The 18,542-nt window shown below is 36.7% G+C and carries 17 protein-coding genes, 1 tRNA gene and 1 rRNA gene; 3 read left to right on the plus strand and 16 right to left on the minus strand.

What is annotated here, in order from left to right; translation table 11 throughout:
* A 16S ribosomal RNA gene (locus tag M3205_RS19600) occupies window positions 1-118 on the minus strand; the annotation flags it as partial.
* Window positions 119-913: 795 nt separating this feature from the next.
* On the opposite strand from M3205_RS19600, the gene M3205_RS19605 reads away from it, so the two are divergent.
* Window positions 914-1,054: a hypothetical protein gene (locus M3205_RS19605; protein WP_251171415.1), complete on the plus strand. Its 141-nt coding sequence runs from the start codon at window positions 914-916 to the stop codon at window positions 1,052-1,054.
* A gap of 59 nt (window positions 1,055-1,113) precedes the next feature.
* Here M3205_RS19605 and M3205_RS19610 read toward each other — a convergent pair whose 3' ends face one another.
* Complete coding sequence (locus M3205_RS19610) at window positions 1,114-2,028, minus strand: DMT family transporter (RefSeq protein ID WP_251171416.1); 915 nt, start codon at window positions 2,026-2,028, stop codon at window positions 1,114-1,116.
* A gap of 130 nt (window positions 2,029-2,158) precedes the next feature.
* Between M3205_RS19610 and M3205_RS19615 the strand changes: the two genes are divergently transcribed.
* Window positions 2,159-2,857 carry an MgtC/SapB family protein gene (locus M3205_RS19615; RefSeq protein WP_251171417.1) on the plus strand — a complete coding sequence of 233 codons (699 nt, stop codon included), beginning with the start codon at window positions 2,159-2,161 and terminating at the stop codon, window positions 2,855-2,857.
* 66 nt (window positions 2,858-2,923) lie between these two features.
* Window positions 2,924-2,996 (plus strand) — tRNA-Ala (locus M3205_RS19620).
* Between the two features lie 789 nt (window positions 2,997-3,785).
* On the opposite strand, the gene galU is transcribed toward M3205_RS19620, so the two are convergent.
* The 14 genes from galU to M3205_RS19685 all read right to left on the minus strand — a co-directional run bounded on the left by galU (window position 3,786) and on the right by M3205_RS19685 (window position 18,502).
* Complete coding sequence (galU, locus tag M3205_RS19625; RefSeq protein WP_251171418.1) at window positions 3,786-4,673, minus strand: UTP--glucose-1-phosphate uridylyltransferase GalU; 888 nt, start codon at window positions 4,671-4,673, stop codon at window positions 3,786-3,788.
* Window positions 4,674-4,852: 179 nt separating this feature from the next.
* The gene (locus M3205_RS19630; protein WP_251171419.1) at window positions 4,853-5,575 is read right to left on the minus strand and encodes a hypothetical protein; all 723 of its coding nucleotides are present in this window, start codon (window positions 5,573-5,575) and stop codon (window positions 4,853-4,855) included.
* A 284-nt stretch (window positions 5,576-5,859) separates the two neighbouring features.
* Window positions 5,860-6,636 carry a glycosyltransferase family 2 protein gene (locus M3205_RS19635; RefSeq protein ID WP_251171420.1) on the minus strand — a complete coding sequence of 259 codons (777 nt, stop codon included), beginning with the start codon at window positions 6,634-6,636 and terminating at the stop codon, window positions 5,860-5,862.
* Between the two features lie 68 nt (window positions 6,637-6,704).
* On the minus strand, window positions 6,705-8,060 hold the full coding sequence (locus M3205_RS19640) for a sugar transferase (protein WP_251171421.1): 1,356 nt from the start codon (window positions 8,058-8,060) through the stop codon (window positions 6,705-6,707).
* Between the two features lie 77 nt (window positions 8,061-8,137).
* Entirely contained in the window at window positions 8,138-9,193 is a 1,056-nt protein-coding gene (locus tag M3205_RS19645; protein ID WP_251171422.1) for a glycosyltransferase family 4 protein, read from the minus strand.
* Window positions 9,194-9,216: 23 nt separating this feature from the next.
* Window positions 9,217-10,434, minus strand: coding sequence for an O-antigen ligase family protein (locus M3205_RS19650; protein WP_251171423.1), 1,218 nt, complete (start codon window positions 10,432-10,434; stop codon window positions 9,217-9,219).
* Between the two features lie 16 nt (window positions 10,435-10,450).
* Window positions 10,451-11,902: an oligosaccharide flippase family protein gene (locus M3205_RS19655; RefSeq protein ID WP_251171424.1), complete on the minus strand. Its 1,452-nt coding sequence runs from the start codon at window positions 11,900-11,902 to the stop codon at window positions 10,451-10,453.
* Between the two features lie 29 nt (window positions 11,903-11,931).
* Window positions 11,932-12,492, minus strand: a complete 561-nt coding sequence (locus M3205_RS19660; protein WP_251171425.1) for a CpsD/CapB family tyrosine-protein kinase — start codon at window positions 12,490-12,492, stop codon at window positions 11,932-11,934.
* A 73-nt stretch (window positions 12,493-12,565) separates the two neighbouring features.
* Window positions 12,566-13,306: a YveK family protein gene (locus M3205_RS19665; RefSeq protein ID WP_251171426.1), complete on the minus strand. Its 741-nt coding sequence runs from the start codon at window positions 13,304-13,306 to the stop codon at window positions 12,566-12,568.
* 17 nt (window positions 13,307-13,323) lie between these two features.
* On the minus strand, window positions 13,324-14,247 hold the full coding sequence (locus tag M3205_RS19670; protein ID WP_251171427.1) for an NAD-dependent epimerase/dehydratase family protein: 924 nt from the start codon (window positions 14,245-14,247) through the stop codon (window positions 13,324-13,326).
* A 455-nt stretch (window positions 14,248-14,702) separates the two neighbouring features.
* Window positions 14,703-14,804: a cytochrome bd oxidase small subunit CydS family protein gene (gene cydS, locus M3205_RS25960; RefSeq protein ID WP_396106091.1), complete on the minus strand. Its 102-nt coding sequence runs from the start codon at window positions 14,802-14,804 to the stop codon at window positions 14,703-14,705.
* An 11-nt stretch (window positions 14,805-14,815) separates the two neighbouring features.
* Complete coding sequence (locus M3205_RS19675) at window positions 14,816-15,841, minus strand: cytochrome d ubiquinol oxidase subunit II (RefSeq protein ID WP_251171428.1); 1,026 nt, start codon at window positions 15,839-15,841, stop codon at window positions 14,816-14,818.
* On the minus strand, window positions 15,838-17,184 hold the full coding sequence (locus tag M3205_RS19680; protein WP_251171429.1) for a cytochrome ubiquinol oxidase subunit I: 1,347 nt from the start codon (window positions 17,182-17,184) through the stop codon (window positions 15,838-15,840). The genes M3205_RS19675 and M3205_RS19680 overlap by 4 nt, the downstream gene beginning before the upstream one ends.
* A 307-nt stretch (window positions 17,185-17,491) precedes the next feature.
* Window positions 17,492-18,502 carry a DUF3231 family protein gene (locus M3205_RS19685; protein ID WP_251171430.1) on the minus strand — a complete coding sequence of 337 codons (1,011 nt, stop codon included), beginning with the start codon at window positions 18,500-18,502 and terminating at the stop codon, window positions 17,492-17,494.
* Window positions 18,503-18,542: the final 40 nt, after the last annotated feature.

Below are 18,542 nucleotides of genomic sequence, written 5' to 3' on the forward strand. Positions count from 1 at the left end.
TGTTACTCACCCGTCCGCCGCTGACTTCAGGGAGCAAGCTCCCATCTGTCCGCTCGACTTGCATGTATTAGGCACGCCGCCAGCGTTCGTCCTGAGCCAGGATCAAACTCTCCATATAAGAGTTGATTAAGCTCGATTGTCTTTTCGAAAAAGACTAATGATTTAAACGTTGACGTATTGTTCGTTCAGTTTTCAAAGATCAATTTCGTTTGTTATATTTTACCTAATCGCTCAGAAGCGACTTTATAAGTATAACATGTCACCCATGAACAAGTCAACAACTTTTTGAAAATGTTTTTTCTCTGTTCAAATCGCCTTGCTGAGGACAAGAATTAATATACCATGACTAATTAAATGTTTGCAATATAATTTTTTAAAAATGTTTAACTTTATATCTCGATGCATTTTGTTTTTACTTTCTTCTCTATTAAATGATTGATTTGGAAACATTAAATTAGATAGGACCTTTAATTGAACAGCCGAAAAATCTAACTAGTCCTGATCCAGTTCTCATAATTGGTGCAAGTTCTACAAACATAATTAATGCGTAATTAACTTGACCTTTCAATAATAAGTTATATCAATAGAATATTATCCGAAAACATTATCATAAATGCCCACATACTTATCCACTGTAAAACACTTACTATTTCAGTTGTCAACAAAGTTACACACAGCCTGTTGATAACTTTGTTAACTTTTCCACAATTTTAAAAGCAACCCAACAGAATAATAAATTTATAAGAAATTCTTATACCTGCTTATTGAAGTACAAACTCAAAATAAAAATATAACCAGTATTAAAGAAGAAGTAGTAATAGTTTGAGTTAATTCTCATAATATCTATTAACTCTACTTTAAATGAAAGGTGTGAATTATACTGGAAACCGCAGCACTATACCTATCTGTAATCATGGCCGTATTTTTGTTTGCTTATGCTTATGCAGAAGGAATTAAAATTGCAGACTCAGATGAAGAGGTCAATGGAGGCACCTTCATCTTTTCTGTTACGGCTGCTTTTATTTTCTCAGCTCTTACCTATGTATTCAGATAAAAAAATCTCCCCGTTTCAGGGAGATTTTTTCAGTATTAAACCTGTAGACAAGCTCCCATTTATCCGGAAACCGTTGTTTTTTTCTTCAACTCTTTCATTCGAATCTTTCTCTCATCTAATAAAAAGAGAGTTATTCCTCCAATTACAACTGTCCCTCCAAGAACTTGTGTCCATATAATAGACTCATGAAGCAAATAATAAGCTAAAACAGCAGCCCCCACCGGTTCGAATAAAATGGCCATTGAAATGGTTGAAGTGCTTAGCCACTTTACTGACCAATTGAACAATGTATGTCCAAGCAGGGTGGGAACAAGTGCGAGCAGGATAAAATATACCCAATCACCGGTTCCATACGGGAGTAAAGGTTCTCCGGCAATTAACACATAAAAGAACAATGTAATAGCGCTAATACTGTAAACAACAAATGTGTAAGTAACGAGGGAAAGCCTTTTTCTGACTGTCTGGCCAAACATTAAGTAAGCCGTTACGAGGGCACATGCAATGACTGCCAGTATATCTCCGAACAAAGCAGTCCCGCTGATCTGAAAATCTCCCCAACTGATAATTACACTGCCTGCAATTGCGAGCAGCCCGCTTAATATAGCTTTCCAGGTAAACTTTTCTTTAAAGAAGAAATAGGTACCTGCAAACGCAAAAAGAGGCTGAAGAGTCACAAGAACTGTAGAACTGGCTACTGAGGTGTAGTTCAGTGACTCAAACCATAAAATAAAATGGAAAGCAAGAAACACACCGGCAATGATGGAATAGATCCAATCCCGTTTTGTAATAAGACGAAGTTCTGGAACATACTTTATAAGAAATACAGGCAACATGAAAAGAACAGAAAAAAATAATCTATAAAATGCAATGACTCCCGATGGAGCGCTGGATACCTTCACCAATATTGCCGAAGTGGAGACAGAAACGACGCCAATTGCAAGGACAACATAAGGGTTTATTTTTGTATTAGACATTTTTATACTCCTTGTTTCGGTTTCCTAAAAATTAGGGTATATTTCATTTTACAACGTACAGCCAAACTTTTACTACGGTTTTATTAAATCCTATTTTGGATATATAATACTTTACAAAGCGGGAGATATTATGAGCAGTTTAGAAATTGAAATTTTAATGAAACTGGGCATATCAGCAGTCTTGGGTCTAGTTATCGGCCTGGAGAGAGAATTAAAAAGAAAGCCGGTCGGCCTAAAGACCAGCTTAGTTATTTCCATAGTAAGCTGCCTCTTGACCATTGTGTCTATTGAATCAGCCTATATGTTTCCAGGTAATGATAACATCAACATTACGATGGATCCTCTGCGTTTAGCTGCCCAAATTGTTTCAGGAATTGGATTTTTGGGTGCAGGCGTTATATTAAGGCGCGGAAATGATAGCATTTCGGGTCTTACAACTGCTGCCTTAATCTGGGGAGCAGCGGGGATTGGAATTGCTGTAGGAGCAGGCTTTTATATTGAAGCAATGGCTGGAGTAGCACTGCTGATTATTTCAGTAGAGGTAATTCCTTTTATCATGAGCTTAATCGGTCCTAAACGTTTAAGGGAAAAAGAGATAAACCTGCAGCTGAAAGTAAGAGATAAAGAAAATATTGCAGACATCATTCCAGCTGTAAAAGACCTTGATATATCTATCAAACATATTCGCATTAAAGATTTAGAGGATGAGAATCTGCATCTTGTGCAGCTCATCGTTGCCGTCGACTACAAAAGAAGAACTACGGATGTTTATTACAGTGTTTCAAGTATTCCCGGAGTACAGTGCATGGAAATCGATAGTATGCAGTAAATTTTTTTAATATTCCTCTTGCAAGATAGCCCCGATGTGGTTATAATTTTTCTTGTACCACTACCCGGGGGATTAGCTCAGCTGGGAGAGCGCAACGCTGGCAGCGTTGAGGTCAGGGGTTCGAGCCCCCTATTCTCCATAATGCAATTCCGCCTAAAAGCCTTGATAACTCAAGGCTTTTTTTCATTTTTCCACTTAATATTCATAAGGTCTTTTGATTTTGCATTAGCTCTGACCCCTTTTTATATCAAGACATTCAATCTGTAAAATATTGGTTCTGCATATAATGTATTCAAGCTCCAATATAAATATGGACTAAATGGAAATAGAGTGCATTCCTCAATCATGCTGCTCCATCTTCTAATGCTCAGCTTAGGTTAGCGAGTATGATAATAACGTATGCATGCTGTTAATAGGTAACCATTTAGAAAAGAATGCTGCTTGGAGGGTTTTTTTATAGTAAAGAGAGGACTATCTTTTAAGAGCTATACGGATGGGGGTTAAGCAAAATGCCATCATGAAATACGCGAACGATCTAAGAGTTACAAAGTGCTGGCAGAAGAATTGGGAATTACTATTCGGGAAGTTCATCCACTGTGCTGGGCTGTTCCAGAAATTCAGTTTATATTTTAAGTTTTTTTAAATAACTTACCTTTACTTATGTACATTTTGCCACAATCTTTCATTGTTAAAATTGCTCCAAATCAATTATAATTTCCTCATCACCTCCAACAGTCGTTCAAGAGTTTTTATTATCACGATTGCATATAAGAACTAGCTAGAAGCATGAGTCTCTTCCATACTATCCCCCTGCATAACACCAACCCATATTATATCTTCATTTATATAATAAAATTCCCCGAATTTCCCTAAAAAAACACTTTGTATTTCCTTTTAATCACCCAGCCATTGCACCGTAATTAAAGTATTATTTTATAAGGGTTTCTCTTTCATTTTTTAAAGTTTCAAATAGATAGCTAAGGAATTCTTCTCTTAAATCTTTTCTTCTTAGCGCAAAATCAATTGTAGCCTGTAAAAAACCCAATTTGTCCCCAACATCGTATCTAATCCCTTCAAAATCAATCGCAAATAGTGATTCCACCTTCGACAATTCTTTTAGTGCATCTGTTAACTGAATTTCACCGCCTAATCCTGGACTGATATTTTCGAGAATATCAAAAATCGAAGGAGTAATAATATATCTGCCAAGGATTGCTATATTAGATGGAGCATTTGTTACAGATGGTTTTTCGACCAGACTGTTAACCTTGTATATATTTTCTTTAATATATTCACCCTGGATTATGCCGTATTTACTGACATCATTAGTGTTTACTGTTTGGACTCCAAGAATTGTTGTTTTATATACTTCATAGGTTTCTATTAATTGCTTTAAACATGGTTTTTTTCCATATACAATATCGTCGCCTAATAGAACAGCAAAGGGCTCATTGCCAATAAAACTTTTCGCACAATAAACCGCATGGCCCAGTCCCTTTGGTTCCTTTTGCCGTATATAATGAATATTTATCATCTCTGATATAGATCGTACTACATTTAGTAACTCATATTTTTTCTTAGCTTCGAGCTCGAGTTCGAGCTCGAAGGATTTATCAAAGTGATCTTCAATCGAACTTTTATTTCTTCCAGTTATTATTAATATTTCTTCTATCCCCGATTCCACTGCTTCCTCTACAATATATTGAAGTGTTGGCTTATCTACAATAGGCAGCATTTCCTTTGGCTGTGATTTAGTTGCCGGTAAAAATCTAGTCCCCAATCCCGCTGCCGGAATGATTGCTTTTCGGATTTTCATTTAAGATCCCCCTAAAAACGCCTTTAACAGTATTTGTACTCCCTTTGTCTTGTAATACTATTAATATGCACTACTACAAATAAACAGAAGAAGATCTTCAAATAAACTGCTAGAAAGGCTGTATATTTTTTAGTGGAATTTTTAAACCGCATAGAACCTTTATCTTTCTTGGATGCTAGTTAAATTGTTTCAAACCGGTTACCTGATTTTCCGCTATTTAATATTCTATTTGCTGGTATGGATCTCATGTCTAAATAATTATAGTTGCTTTCTTTTTTAAAGATAATAATAGGATCAGAATGCTGAATTTGATGCAGATCCCAGCAAATTCCGTCAACTTTATTAATTTGCCCCTGAATGGTCATAATTCGTTTAGTGTTAGAAGTTGGCTGTATCTGTAAATTTGTGAAGGAATTTCCGCTGCATTCATTTGGAATGGTTTCGCTTCCTTCCAAAATGATATTATCAATACAATCATCCAAAGAAATCTTATCAAAGCGATTTGCATTAACATATGCAAATCCGCTAGCAGGTTTAACTGCTTTTAAATAAATTCCTTTCGAAAAACCTACTATTTTGATATCCGTAAAATTTACAAACGAGATTTCATGGCCACTTCCTCCTGAATACAAGTAAATCCCAGTTCCCGATACTGTTCCAGACCAATTTACTATCACAAGGTTCTTTAGTAAAGCATTATGCCATGTATTATAGTACTTATGCTTTCCATCCAAATAAATAACCTCTTTGGTGTATCCTTTATAATCCACCATAATCCTGGAATTCCATAGAGAAGCATCCCTCTCCAGCTCAAACCCTCTAACATTTGCACCAATGACAAATCTTGTCCCATAACTGCCCTGCAGTTTCACGCCCTGCTTAATAATAACGTTACCTGTCATGTAATAATCTTTATCTGCTGCAATAACTGTTTTTTTATTGTTTTGAAAGGCAAAGTTTATGGCCGCCTGGACTTTCGCTTGGGCTGTACTGCCACCAAAATCTTCAACGTAAACAACATTTGGATCTCCTGCTATTGTCAGTCACTCCTTCTTATTTATTACTCTATTGTATGTATTTTTTTTATTTAAGGGATAAGCGAATAACACAAGCGCTAAATTAAATATACTAATTGGGCATAAAAAAAGCCTGCCCCTAATTTTCTTTTGAGCCGGCTAACTGTTATCTATAAACTGATTAAAGAATGCTTCTTTAGGGCATTGAAGGAGTAATTTGCAAAATACCATAATGCTGGTGCGAAATTAATTTTCTCTACTTTCCTATAAGTATTCCATGTTTTTCGGGCAGATTTGAGTTTATTGCCTGATAGGGAATGCTCTCTCTTTCTATAAATAGCCAGCTCTTCATCTAACCCATAAGCATAGATCCCTTTAGATAAAATGGATAGCCAAAGTCCGAAATCCTCTGAACAATCTCTATATAAGGGCATTTGCACCAACCCTAATTGACTTGTATCAAGCATTACTGTGAGTGTCCCTATCGCCGTATTTTTTAGTAAACTACGATAAGTTGTACATGGCGGGACATTAATAACTTCTTTTGCTTTTCCCTCTTTTTCACTAATTATTTTGTAACTTGTATACGAAAAAGCTATATGATTTCTTTTCATGAACTTTAGTTGTCTCTCTAATTTTTGCGGTAGCCAAATATCGTCACTATCAAGAAAGGCTAAGTAATTCCCTTTTGCTGCAGCAATTCCTATATTTCTAGCATACGCGGGGCCCTTATTTTCTTGCAGTTGTATCACTTTAATTCTGGATTCACCCCGCATCTCTTTTTTTACTTTCACTAAAGTATCATCATAAGAACAATCATCAATAATAATCATTTCCCAGTTCTGAAAAGTTTGTGTCATAACAGATTGTATTGCAGCGCAGATATAGTTTGAAGAATTATATGACGGAGTAATAATCGAAACAAAATCCTGATTTAAAATCCCCATTATACCATCTCCTCAGCATTCATTTATAAATGAAGCAGATTCAGAAAAAATTTTGATTTAAATGCAATCTAAATTACTTTGTCTTGTTCCAGGCTTCCTGTTAGGCTCTGATATCCATAATCGCTGTTCTTTACTAACCCTTGGGCTCTATCTCTCTGAAGAACTACTTGTAAAGTTTGAAACAAGATTTTCATGTCCATGGAAAAGGAATAATTCCTTACATATAATAAATCAAAGCGCAGCTTATCCTCAGCAGTCGTAGAATAATAAGCTAATACTTGAGCAAGACCGGTGATACCCGGCTTGACGGATAATCTATAAGAGTAATAGGGAAGTGTCTCCATATACTGGCTAATGAAAAATTCTCTTTCCGGTCTTGGACCAATTAAGCTCATTTCCCCTTTCAAAACATTAAGAAGTTGAGGGAGCTCATCTAAACGAATAGCCCTTATAAATTTCCCAATTGCCGTTATCCTTGAATCATTATTTTCTGCTAATACTGGACCTGTTATTTTTTCAGCATCCTGTATCATACTTCTGAATTTGTAGATCCAATATGGTTTTCCATTTAGCCCAATCCGTTCTTGTTTATATATTGCTGGTCCACTAGAAGTAAGGGGAATTATTATTAGCAGAACTAAAAAAATAGGACTTGTAAGTACAAGCAGGATCATACATGCGAATACATCAAAACACCGTTTAATTATCCGCTGCCAAATATTTAATCCAGGCGCATAAATAGAATTTACCAGCATGTCACCGATTTGCTGCGATTTAGCAGAATGTATAATCAAATCCGAAACATGTGGGACGATTAGGACCTCCTTCCCGTTCTTGATGCATAAATTGAGAATGTCGCTTTTTATCCGTCCCATGATAGCAGGAGAGAGGAGAAATACATCGAATTTATCTATATGGCTTTCTAAATGTGATATTTGATCTAAAGGTAAATATCCTGATATTGCAAACCATTTATGATCATTGAATTTTTGTGCCAAATACTGGCCAGTATTTTCGTCCTCACAAATTATGACTACTCTTTTGCGGCCATGCAATTTATTAGCCATAAGCCATATTCCGCCATGAGTAGCTGAAAGCAGAATAATTTGAATAATGAGGGCCTCAATGAAGAAGCTTTTTCGATAAAACATTAATGATCCTGAAAAGGAAACAGCTGAAACAAAAAATGAAAATATTACAACTGGTAAAATACGAGAATAAATCTGCCTTTTTAAAGAACTTCCGCGCAAATTCTTATACAAATCAAAGAAGTAGAAAAAGATGAAAGCTGTTGCTGAGGGGATTAATAACCAGAGTAGATTTAAGGTTTCTAAGTCGGCAGGTATTGAAAAGACATGGTAGAACCAAATAGTCACTATATATCCTAAATAAACCAATACTATATCCAAAATGGCCAAGATCAATTTACCTACTCCTTTTCACAGTGTCCTTGAGGGATGTTTGCAAAATCCCAATTTAGAGAGCGGATTTATAAAATCACCTATTTCAAACACATCCGGTACTCCCTTAAAGTGTTTTCCACCATCTTATCTAAAGAGAATTCCTCCTCCACTTTTCTTCTGGCATTTTCAATTAGCTTATATTTAAGTGACTCATCCGATTCTATCTTTAGTATCATTCGGCAAAATTCATCCGCTGAATGCCTCCTTATTAAAAAACCAGTCTCTTTATCGATAATAGCTTCCTTTATACCGCCCCGATCTATAGCTATAACGCTGGCTCCCACAGCCATAGCTTCTAAAATAACCATTGGGAATACCTCACGATAAGAAGTTAAGAGCAGAATGTCGATGTTTTTTATAAATTCCTCCGGCCTGTTTACAGCACCAACCAATTTAATTTTGTGTGACAGATTGCAGGTTTCAATCATGGATTTAATTTTTTGCTTTCTCGGACCATCACCCGCAATATAAAATTCAAAGTGCGGAATATCTCTTAACTTATCTGCGATTCTAATAAATAATTCATGATTTTTTTCCTCAGATAATCTTGCTAATAAACCAACTTTAAAAAATTCACCTTTTTTCTTTTGACTGAAGCCGAATTGATTTAAATCCACTCCGTTGTACACAGTGGTAATTTTGTTTTCCTTTACCTCAGCCTCAATAAGGCTGTTTTTTTCGAAGTCACTTACTGTAATCACTCTTTCAACACATTTGTTTATTAGATAGGCAAAGGCCCTGCGGCTCTTATTCTCCAAAATTGTTACATTATGCTTTGTATATACTATCTTAAATTTAATGGTTGATATTTTTCTGACACATATACAGTAAAGAACCATTCTTAAACTATTCGCGTGAATTAGATCAATTTTCTTCTCTAAGACGATTTTCACCAATTTCTTTATATTTTGGATATGGTTTGTTCTGCTTAGTTCATGAAAACGCTGTTTATTTTTGATCCTTCCATATAATTGGCCGTTGCCTGCAGCAAAGTGAAAAGTGATATTTGAGTCTTGCAGGTGGTTCTCTAATTTGCAAAAATACATTTCAGCTCCACCAAAATCTAATTTGTCTGTAATGATCAGTACTCTCAATCTTTTCCACATCCCCAATTCATTTACTTTTCAATTAACCCAGGACTTCTTTGTTTTATTTGACTTTTGTACCGTTCCTGATGCATATAGGTTGATAGGATAGCTAGATAGAGAAAAAACATATCGTTAATAATAATCGAAAGGAATCCCATTTGAAGTATTATTCCAACAAAAGTAAGCAATAGATATGGTTTGTTTCTATATAACTTACTTTGGATTAATTGAATAAAAACTGTAAGGATAAACACACAGAAACAAGCAATGCCAATTAAACCCGATTCTGATAGAATCTCTAAAAAGGTGTTATGAACCTGAAGCGAATCACCATATCGAAATGAATTATATTCTGGAAAATTATAAGCTCCGATTCCTAAATACTTATAGGAAACAAAGAATTCCCAGGCTCTTCCCCATAATTCCAACCTTCCGCTTCCACCATCCTTTGCCAGATCTTCTATTCTAGATCCTAAAACACTGAGTAGATTTAATTTCATATAGTAGACCACAAGGTAAGCAGCAGCAGATAGAAAAACAACCATTCCAGCTAGAAGCTTTATCTTTTTTAGCGGCTTATCTTTCAAAATGTATAGGCATAGTGTAACTAATAAAACTAATAGTCCTCCCCGTGAAAAGGTTAATAAATTTGTTAGGATACAAAGCAGCAGTCCTGCTTTATTTTTCATTGGTTTTGAATGGCATAAAAAATAAGAGAAAAAGAGAGTATTATAAAAGACAAAATAATTTGGATCCTGCAATACCCCTATTAGCCTTGGGTAATTTCGATCAAGCATCACACCCAACTCATAGATTCTGTCACCCTCAAAATTAAAGCCAAGTTTCTGCAGCCCCATTAAATATAAAATTAGGCTCAGGATATTAAAAACGATACCTGCATCGGCAATTGCCCTTTCAATAGTCCAATTATTTGTATGACCAATTATTGATTTAATAATGAAATAACAAGAAATATAAAGAATAATACCTAATAAAATTCTTATACTTGCAGAAGGATATAACGCAAACGCTCCGGTATAGCTATACACTAAGTAAAAGATCAGCATCGCTATCTCAAATCCATGAAGACGATGAAAATAGAATGAACTTATATGGACCAGTAAATATAATATAGAAAATATTAAGTATGGCTTTATGGCAAAACCAATGTAAAAATAATAATTCGCCATAGTTACGAGCAAAAAAAGAATGAAAACCGTGAAGCTGGCTTTTTGTTTTCTTACCATAATACCGTGGTCCATCTTATCCTCCCTGCGTTTCCTTGGCTTTCCCCCTATTGAGTACTCTTATCAGGACACCGAGAATCATATCCTTCATTTCTTTATCTATAAAAATAACTAGAACCAATAGAAGAACTTGAAATATAAAAACGATGTAAGAGTGAGAGTCAGTAAATAGATTTGTACTGGAGGTGCATAAAACGAAAAATAATAAATAAGGAAATAAGGCTTTTTTTGCAATTATCCAACGACTAGGATTACAGATCCAAAATCCCAAAAGGGCAATTCCTTCAATTGACACTCCTGCGATTGCAGCACCGGCAATGCCGTATGAATTACTGAACTGTATATATAAAAAGATGCCTGTAATAATGGCTATGGCCTGTATAACAGTTCGGTAAGATTGCAGCCCTCTGGTAGTAAGCCCGTCAGCTAATGCAATATTTATTGCCTGTAAAGTAACCATTACAGATAAGATTTTTAGCGGAAATGATGCAGCGATCCACATTTCACCGAATAATAAATGAATAACTGTCTCTGGCATAGTGAACAAGGGAACAGTTATCGTAATACCAGCTAAAGCCATTAACTTAATAAGAGTAATGTTCTTATGTAAGTGCTCCTCTAGTTGATTATTACTAAATGCCCTGAATAACACGGGGTAGTATGCCCCTGCTACAATAAAAGGGATTTGCTGCAATGCTTGGGGGATACGGTATGCAACTGCAAATATGCCTACTTCACTTAGAGTTAAAGTTTTACCTATAATAAGAGGGCCTAAATGAGGAAGAATGACAAAGAGCAGTCCTCCAAGTGAAAATGATCCAATATTTCGTAATAGTCCCTTATGAAACGAACTTTTTATTCGTATTTGCACGTATTGGCGAACTTTATAAATTCCAAATACTCCAGCTGCCAGGTAAGACAATCCATATAGAGTACAGATAAATAAATGGTTTAAATTAAAAATTAATCCAGCAGAGAGTGTTAAAACTAAACAAACAGAAGCCACAATGCGGATTAAGCCGCAATAATGCATTCTCTCAATCATTTGAAAGAATATGGTTCCAATACTTTGCAGAGTGAGGCCAAGCACCATAGGAATAATCAAAAAATAGGAGGTTAAAATAAACTCTTTATTCCACGAATTTGAAAAATGAATGACGGTAAATCCAACTAAAAAAGAAACAGCAAGTAAAATGATCCTTACCTTCAAATAAGAGGAAATAAGAACCGATAGGTCCACATCTTTCTTAGTTCCTTCTCTTAACACAATGCTGTTCAGCCCTGAATCTGTTAAATAACCCATAATCATTGCAAAAGCTAATGCAATACTAAACATGCCATAATAATAGGATTGCAAATAATTAGCTAAAATAATTAAAGAAGCAGCATTTAAACTACTCGATAGAGCAGTACTATAAAATAAGTGGAATATATTTTTTCCTATTGTATGTTTCTGAAATTTTTTCAATAGCATAGCCACCTGCGCGTTAGTAGGCATTAACCTGTTTGATAGATGACCCCTAATATTTTGCTGTTTTTTCTTTCTAATTTCCTTTTTGCCTTGAAGGCATCGTCTTTCTTTGTCTTGTTTTCCTTAAGAACTAATATGGTACCATCGCAATAACTCGCTAACACTTGAGAATCTGATACAGATAAAATAGGAGGTGCCTCAAAAATAACAACATCGTATTCTGTCCTGCAGCAGCTCGTCATATCCTTTATTTTGCTGGCCACCCATACATCTGATGGATTGGAAGGAATGGGTCCTGCAGGCATTATAAATAAATTATTAATAATTGTCTCTTTACTATTTAATTGAAGGCTTTCCACATTCCTGACTGCATTCGTAAAGCCATTTTCATTCTTCAACTGAAACCAATGATGGAGTGAAGGGCTGCGAATATTCGCATCAACCAAAAGCACTTTTTTTCCCTGTGCAACAAAAGCAATGGCCAATTTAGAAGATATAATGGATTTCTGGTCCTCTTCATTGGGGGAAGTTACCATTAATAAATGGGATTCACTATCATATAAATGATCTATATAAGTGCAAATCATACGAATTTGCTCTGAACATATTGAATGGCCACTTTGTTGGACCATTTTGGTATATTTTTTTATTTTCCTTTTTTTAAACACCCTTTTGTCTCCCTTCATTATTTTCTAAGGATGCCTGATACATATTTCCTGATTTATCCTTATACATTCTTTTGGTTTTTTTTAGATTTACCTGTCCCAGGACAGGTAGTCCTAAAGCCATTTCTACTTCGTTAATATTTTTTATTGATTCATCCCAATACTCTCTCCACATGGCAAGTCCCACTCCAAGAAAGAGGCCAATTACTAGACCAATTGCGATATTCAATGACAAACTTCCGACAACTTTAATGGATGGATCTGTATCATTGTCACTTAATAGCTTTATATCCTGCACATCAAACTGAGCATTCATTTTATTTACAGTTGTTTTAGCAATCGTATTGGCAATTTCTTTGGTTTTATCCCTATCGTGTCCTCGTACCACTACGTTAACTATTTGCGAATCTCGATTGTTTTGGACAGCTAGCTTTTTATCTAGGTCATCATCTCCCAAATTAAACTGTTCTTTAACTGAATTTAGTACAACCGGGCTCTTTATAAGGTCAATTGTTGAAGCCAGCAGCATATTTAACTCCTGTGAATCTCCATATTGGCCATCCTTTTTTGTCAGCTTCCCGATAAGTATATTCTCTGTTGCTTCATAGGTAGGCTTTATAACATAAATGGACAGCCCCGAAGTCAGAAGGAAAATAGAAATTACAGTAAAAATAATAGTCAGCCATCTTTTTTTTATTATCCTGAAAAAAGTTTTAAGATCTATTTGTTCATTCATGGAAACCTCCAAAACTTTTATGCCCTTAATTGAATTTGGCCCATAGAGGCAACCGTTTCTCTTAACCCATCTATAAAAGAATAGCTTGGCTCCCATTTCAGCAATTTACTGGCTTTTTTATTTGATAGACGGCTATGTCTTATATCCCCTTTCCTTTCCTGACCGTAAATTGGCATAATTTCAGAATCTAATAGATAGTTCAACTCGCTTACAATATCTTTAATGGAAGTTTGAGTATTATTACTTATGTTAATTATTTCATTCTCACCATAAAGAATTGCTGCTGCATTTGCTTTGGCAACATCCTTTACAAATACAAAGTCTCTTGTCTGGAAACCATCTCCATGAATATTTAATGGTTGCCCTGTTATAGCCTTCTCAATGAAAATAGCTACTACTCCGGCTTCACCATTTGTATCCTGCCTCATTCCATAAACATTTGAGTACCGTAAAATCGTATAAGACAGGCCATACAGTTCTGAAAAAAGCTTAATATAGGATTCTGCATTCAGTTTTGATAAACCATAAAAGGATTTAGGTGATACAGGATGTTCTTCGTCAATAGATAAATAGCTAGGATTCCCATATAATGCAGCTGTGGAGGCGAATATAAATTTCTTCGTTTTATGTCTTACACAGGCATTCAAGAGATTGATTGTTCCAATAATATTTGATTCTCCATCTAATTTAGGATGAGTCATTGAATTGGAAACTGAAACTTGTGCTGCTTGATGAATTACATAATCCGGTTTTTCCGCCAAAAAAATCGGATCTAAATTGCCGCATACATCAATATGGTGGAATCTAGCTCCTGCAGGAATATTTAATTCTTGACCAGTTACTAAACTGTCTAAAATAACGACCTCATACTCTTCTTTAATTAGCTCTTCGGCAATGTGGGAACCAATAAATCCTGCTCCTCCTGTTAACAAAACCTTCATAGTTTTCACCTTTCCGTCCTTCGAAATATAGATTGTCATTACCATTTCTTAGGGGAAACTTGGCCCTTAAAAAAATATATGTAGTCCAAATCATTATATAACCATACTTTTTTACTAACATTTTCAAATAATATCCAATAACAAACAGAAAATATAGTCCATTTTAATTATTCTTAACATGAGATAAACAAAAAAAGCTGTCCCTAGGATAAGTAGACAGCTTGTCTTCTATTGAAATTTATCTCCCCTAGGGCATTGTGATAGATATCAAATATTAAAGACCTGCTTTATGAAAGATAAGTATCACCAATTGCTCTCTTTCCGAAATGCAGTCTCATGATTCTTTTAACTAGATGCTAAATGTCCCGCGCACACTTTAACATCTTCAGAATATCTGCTTTATCTCAATGCTGCTAAAAAAAATTGCAAGGTCTGCTTCAGACCTTGCAATTTTTTTACTCTTCCACTCTTTCATCCTTCCCCGCCAGCCAAAAAGCAGCAGCGATGGAACCAAAGACGACGATAAACGGTGCATAAAACATCACAAATTCAGCCATGATTTCCCCTCCTATGCATGGTCGTCACGCTTACCCTGAACATAGTCTTTATTGAACAGAAACAGCCTGAGCAGCAGATAAAGGGACGGCAGAAGCAAACCCAATCCCGCTATAAAAGCAATGACCAGGGCGATGGCCATAGCTTCGTTTGTGAAACCGTCATAAATGGTCAAGAATGGATAAAGGAGATACGGATAATGTGAGATACCATAGGCAAAGAAAGCCACAAAGAATTGCCCTGTCAGCAGCCCGAATGCAAGGCCGTAATATCTTCTCTTCCATATTAGATAGACCGTTCCTGCAAACAAAAGGAATGAGATGCCGAACAGCCACCACATATCCATTAATCTGCTGAAATGCTCAGGATTGTGATCCCTCAGTTCGACAATAATGCCTGTCGCTGTTACGATGGCAGGTACCGCCCAAATAAGTGCGTATTTTCTAAGCAGCTCTGCAGCCGGTTCATCGTTTGCTTTATTGGCATACCATGTCAGGAACACTGCTGATATATAAAGTACTGCTGTTATACTCAGCACAACAATGCTCCAGGTCAGCGGGCTGGTGAATAATGTCCAATAGTCAAGCTCGAGTCCTTCTGAACTTTCACTAACGAATCCGCCTTCTGAAATGGTCAGGACTATGGACAGGGATGCAGGAATGAAAAGACCTGAAAGCCCGTACAGATAGGTCCATCTTTTTTGTTTAAGCCCGCCGTAGGTGGTAAAAGCATAATAAGAACCACGAATGGCAAGCAGAACTACCGCAATGCTTGCCGGCACCAGCAGGACGGTTCCATAATAGTAGGCTGTTTTTGGAAAAAATCCGACAATGCCAACAAAGAAGAACACCAGAAATACATTTGTAACTTCCCAAACAGGTGATAAATAGCGCTGTATAATTCGCGTTAAAATATGCTGTTTCCCTCGAAACAGGCTGTATGCGTTGAAAAAACCTGCTCCAAAATCAATAGACGCAACGATGACATAGCCGAATAGAAACAGCCATAAGACAGAAATACCAAGGATCTCAAGCGTCATCGAAGCTCACCTTCTTTCTCAAGCTCACGGTCAGCCAATTCCTGCTCAACGGGATTTTTGCGGAACATTCTGGTGAGGACAATGAAACTTCCGATTCCCAGTACGAGATATAAGCCTGCAAACACCAGAAGCATAAGGTCTACCTGTCCGCTTGATGTGGCGGCTTCTTCAGTACGCATAATTCCCCGGAGAATCCATGGCTGCCGGCCTACTTCCGCAAGCCACCATCCTGCTTCAATCGCAATGATCGATAATGGCCCGCCAAGAACGATTAGCCAGCGGAACCATTTAGCCGAAACAAAGCGCATTTTAAACCAGGTACCCAGAACATAGAAGAGTGATAGTGCCGTCAACCACATCCCAATGGTAACCATAAGGTCAAATAAATAATGAATATAAAGCGGAGGAATTTCATCTTCCGGGAATTGATCAAGTCCGATTACCTCAGCATTCGGATTGCTGTGCGCAAGAATGCTGAGTGCATATGGAATCTTAATGGCATACTTCACTTCACCGTCATCAAGAACACCATATAGCATTAACGGCGCTCCTTCTTCTGTTTCAAAATGCCACTCAGCGGCAGCCAGTTTTTCAGGCTGGTATTCTGCAAGGTATTTTCCCGAGAAGTCACCAATTACCGCTGTAGCGATTGAGAAAATCAATCCGATTTTCATTGTAAGCATTAATGCCTTCTTATGATAAATATGATTCGATCCTTTTAAAAGACGATAAGCACCTATTGATGCCAGAACAAACGCTGATGTCATATAGGCAGTTGAAAGCACATGCGCAACCTTTGTCGGCATGGCAGGAGTGAACATCGCCAGTACCGGGTTAACATTTACAAGCTGCCCATTCACAATATCAAATCCCTGCGGAGCGTTCATAAATGCATTTACAATTGTAATGAAAATAGCTGAGAATGATGCCCCAATTGCGACCGGGATTAATAAAAGCAAATGCTTCTTCTGATTCTCAAACCGATCCCAAGTATAGAGATAGATCCCGAGAAAAATTGCTTCAAAGAAAAAAGCAAATGTCTCCATAAACAGAGGAAGCGCAATGACATTTCCTGCAAGTTCCATAAAGTTTGGCCATAGCAAAGACAGCTGCAGGCCGATGGCAGTGCCGGTAACAACTCCGACAGCCACGGTAATGACAAAACCGCGCGTCCACCTTCTGGCGAGCAGAATATAATGTTCATCCTGCTTTTTGATTCCTACCCACTGCGCTATCATAATCATGAGCGGGATGCCGACACCAATGGTTGCGTAAATGATATGAAAGGATAATGTCAGCTCTGTTAAGACACGGCTGAAAAAAACTGATTCTTCATTTCCCATTTAAACATTCTCCTTTTCCTATCCTGCAAAAATACGTCCGATAAAAGAAAGTCCCATAATAATAGCCACTGTAAAAGCAAGCCACATCAAAATACGTTCCTGTTTTTTATACATTCACTCACTCCTATTGAATGCTCACTACATCACATTATTCCACAGCTCCAGCCTAAAAGCTGTGACACTAAAAAGACATTTATATGAGGAATATGTGAAACTATGTAATTCCCTTTACAGCTTCCTATTCCCTTAGGAGCATCATTTAAAACGAATAGGACATTGGAATTTGCCAATGCCAAGTTTCAGCAGATTATTTTTCTAACTTGTAGAATGACTTCCTATCTTCAGATTCCGGCGGATTCTCCATCCAGCCTCTTGCAATCAACAATTTTAAACCTTCACTTCCATACTTCAAAATCTCGCCAATAAATAATGTATACTGGACGCCTAAATCCTTGCGAATAGATACAGATAGCGCAGTTGCAAGTGCCGGAATTGCAACCTGATTGGAAGCAGAAATGATAAACAGCAACAACTTCTCAGAAAAAGGAGACACTCTTGATGCAGTTACCTCCAGGGAAACCGGGTAAATTACAAATCTATTGTCTTCTTTTAGAAATTTATTAAAAGTTTCTATTTGCCTTTCGGTCAGCTTTTTTCCTTTTAACAAATACTCTTTAACTTCTCTGTCTTTAGTTACTTGAATCAATCCAATAAGAAGCACAAGCCCTATACTGTTCCGTTCAATTGAAAAAAACAATTCACTCAACTCCATTGTATTTAACGGGCGTCCATTTCCAAACCAGCTGCTCAGGAGAGAAGGTTCATTCTTTTTAAATTCCACTGAATCCGGATACTCCATTTTGGGAGGGCGGTCATAAATCCCTTTTTCCAGCATTAGCGATAAGGACTTCTTATACAGCTCAATGGTCTTGCGCAAGCAGCCATCATATAATTCTACAATATCTGCCCTTGCGACTTTCGTAAGAGCATTGGAATAAAAGTCAATAATCATCTGTCCGCCCCTGTAAACAAAGCTTAGGGCAAATAATTCCGTATAAAGAGGAGGAGCATTCAAGTTTACATCTTCGTCACCAAATCCCTTGGGCAAAGGGAATTTTTCTTCCGCAAATATTTTTTTAATATTTTTATTAGAGGAAACCGCCAGGCTCATCGCTTCCTTAAGATTTGCCTTAATATGCTTATCCTCCACATACTGCATGAAATGTTTATAGAAACAAATCATGGCTGAGTTTTGTGTATATGTAGCCCATAATGCCGATATCTCTGCGGTTGTTAGTTTTACTTTTTTTCTGTCCATTGAAACGCTCCTGTTTTTCTTATTAATCTGTTCAAACCGT

Source organism: Cytobacillus firmus, assembly GCF_023715565.1.
Taxonomy (GTDB): domain Bacteria; phylum Bacillota; class Bacilli; order Bacillales; family Cytobacillaceae; genus Cytobacillus; species Cytobacillus firmus_C.

Bases quoted from the DNA above. Each gene is read 5' to 3' on its own strand.
- galU (WP_251171418.1), bottom strand. From the start codon at position 4,673: ATGAAAATCCGAAAAGCAATCATTCCGGCAGCGGGATTGGGGACTAGA.
- M3205_RS19605 (WP_251171415.1), top strand. From the start codon at position 914: ATGGCCGTATTTTTGTTTGCTTATGCTTATGCAGAAGGAATTAAAATT.
- M3205_RS19675 (WP_251171428.1), bottom strand. From the start codon at position 15,841: ATGACGCTTGAGATCCTTGGTATTTCTGTCTTATGGCTGTTTCTATTC.
- M3205_RS19670 (WP_251171427.1), bottom strand. From the start codon at position 14,247: ATGAAGGTTTTGTTAACAGGAGGAGCAGGATTTATTGGTTCCCACATT.
- M3205_RS19680 (WP_251171429.1), bottom strand. From the start codon at position 17,184: ATGGGAAATGAAGAATCAGTTTTTTTCAGCCGTGTCTTAACAGAGCTG.
- M3205_RS19635 (WP_251171420.1), bottom strand. From the start codon at position 6,636: ATGGGGATTTTAAATCAGGATTTTGTTTCGATTATTACTCCGTCATAT.
- M3205_RS19660 (WP_251171425.1), bottom strand. From the start codon at position 12,492: ATGATTTGCACTTATATAGATCATTTATATGATAGTGAATCCCATTTA.
- M3205_RS19615 (WP_251171417.1), top strand. From the start codon at position 2,159: ATGAGCAGTTTAGAAATTGAAATTTTAATGAAACTGGGCATATCAGCA.
- M3205_RS19610 (WP_251171416.1), bottom strand. From the start codon at position 2,028: ATGTCTAATACAAAAATAAACCCTTATGTTGTCCTTGCAATTGGCGTC.
- M3205_RS19630 (WP_251171419.1), bottom strand. From the start codon at position 5,575: ATGACAGGTAACGTTATTATTAAGCAGGGCGTGAAACTGCAGGGCAGT.
- M3205_RS19685 (WP_251171430.1), bottom strand. From the start codon at position 18,502: ATGGACAGAAAAAAAGTAAAACTAACAACCGCAGAGATATCGGCATTA.
- M3205_RS19650 (WP_251171423.1), bottom strand. From the start codon at position 10,434: ATGGTAAGAAAACAAAAAGCCAGCTTCACGGTTTTCATTCTTTTTTTG.
- cydS (WP_396106091.1), bottom strand. From the start codon at position 14,804: ATGGCTGAATTTGTGATGTTTTATGCACCGTTTATCGTCGTCTTTGGT.
- M3205_RS19665 (WP_251171426.1), bottom strand. From the start codon at position 13,306: ATGAATGAACAAATAGATCTTAAAACTTTTTTCAGGATAATAAAAAAA.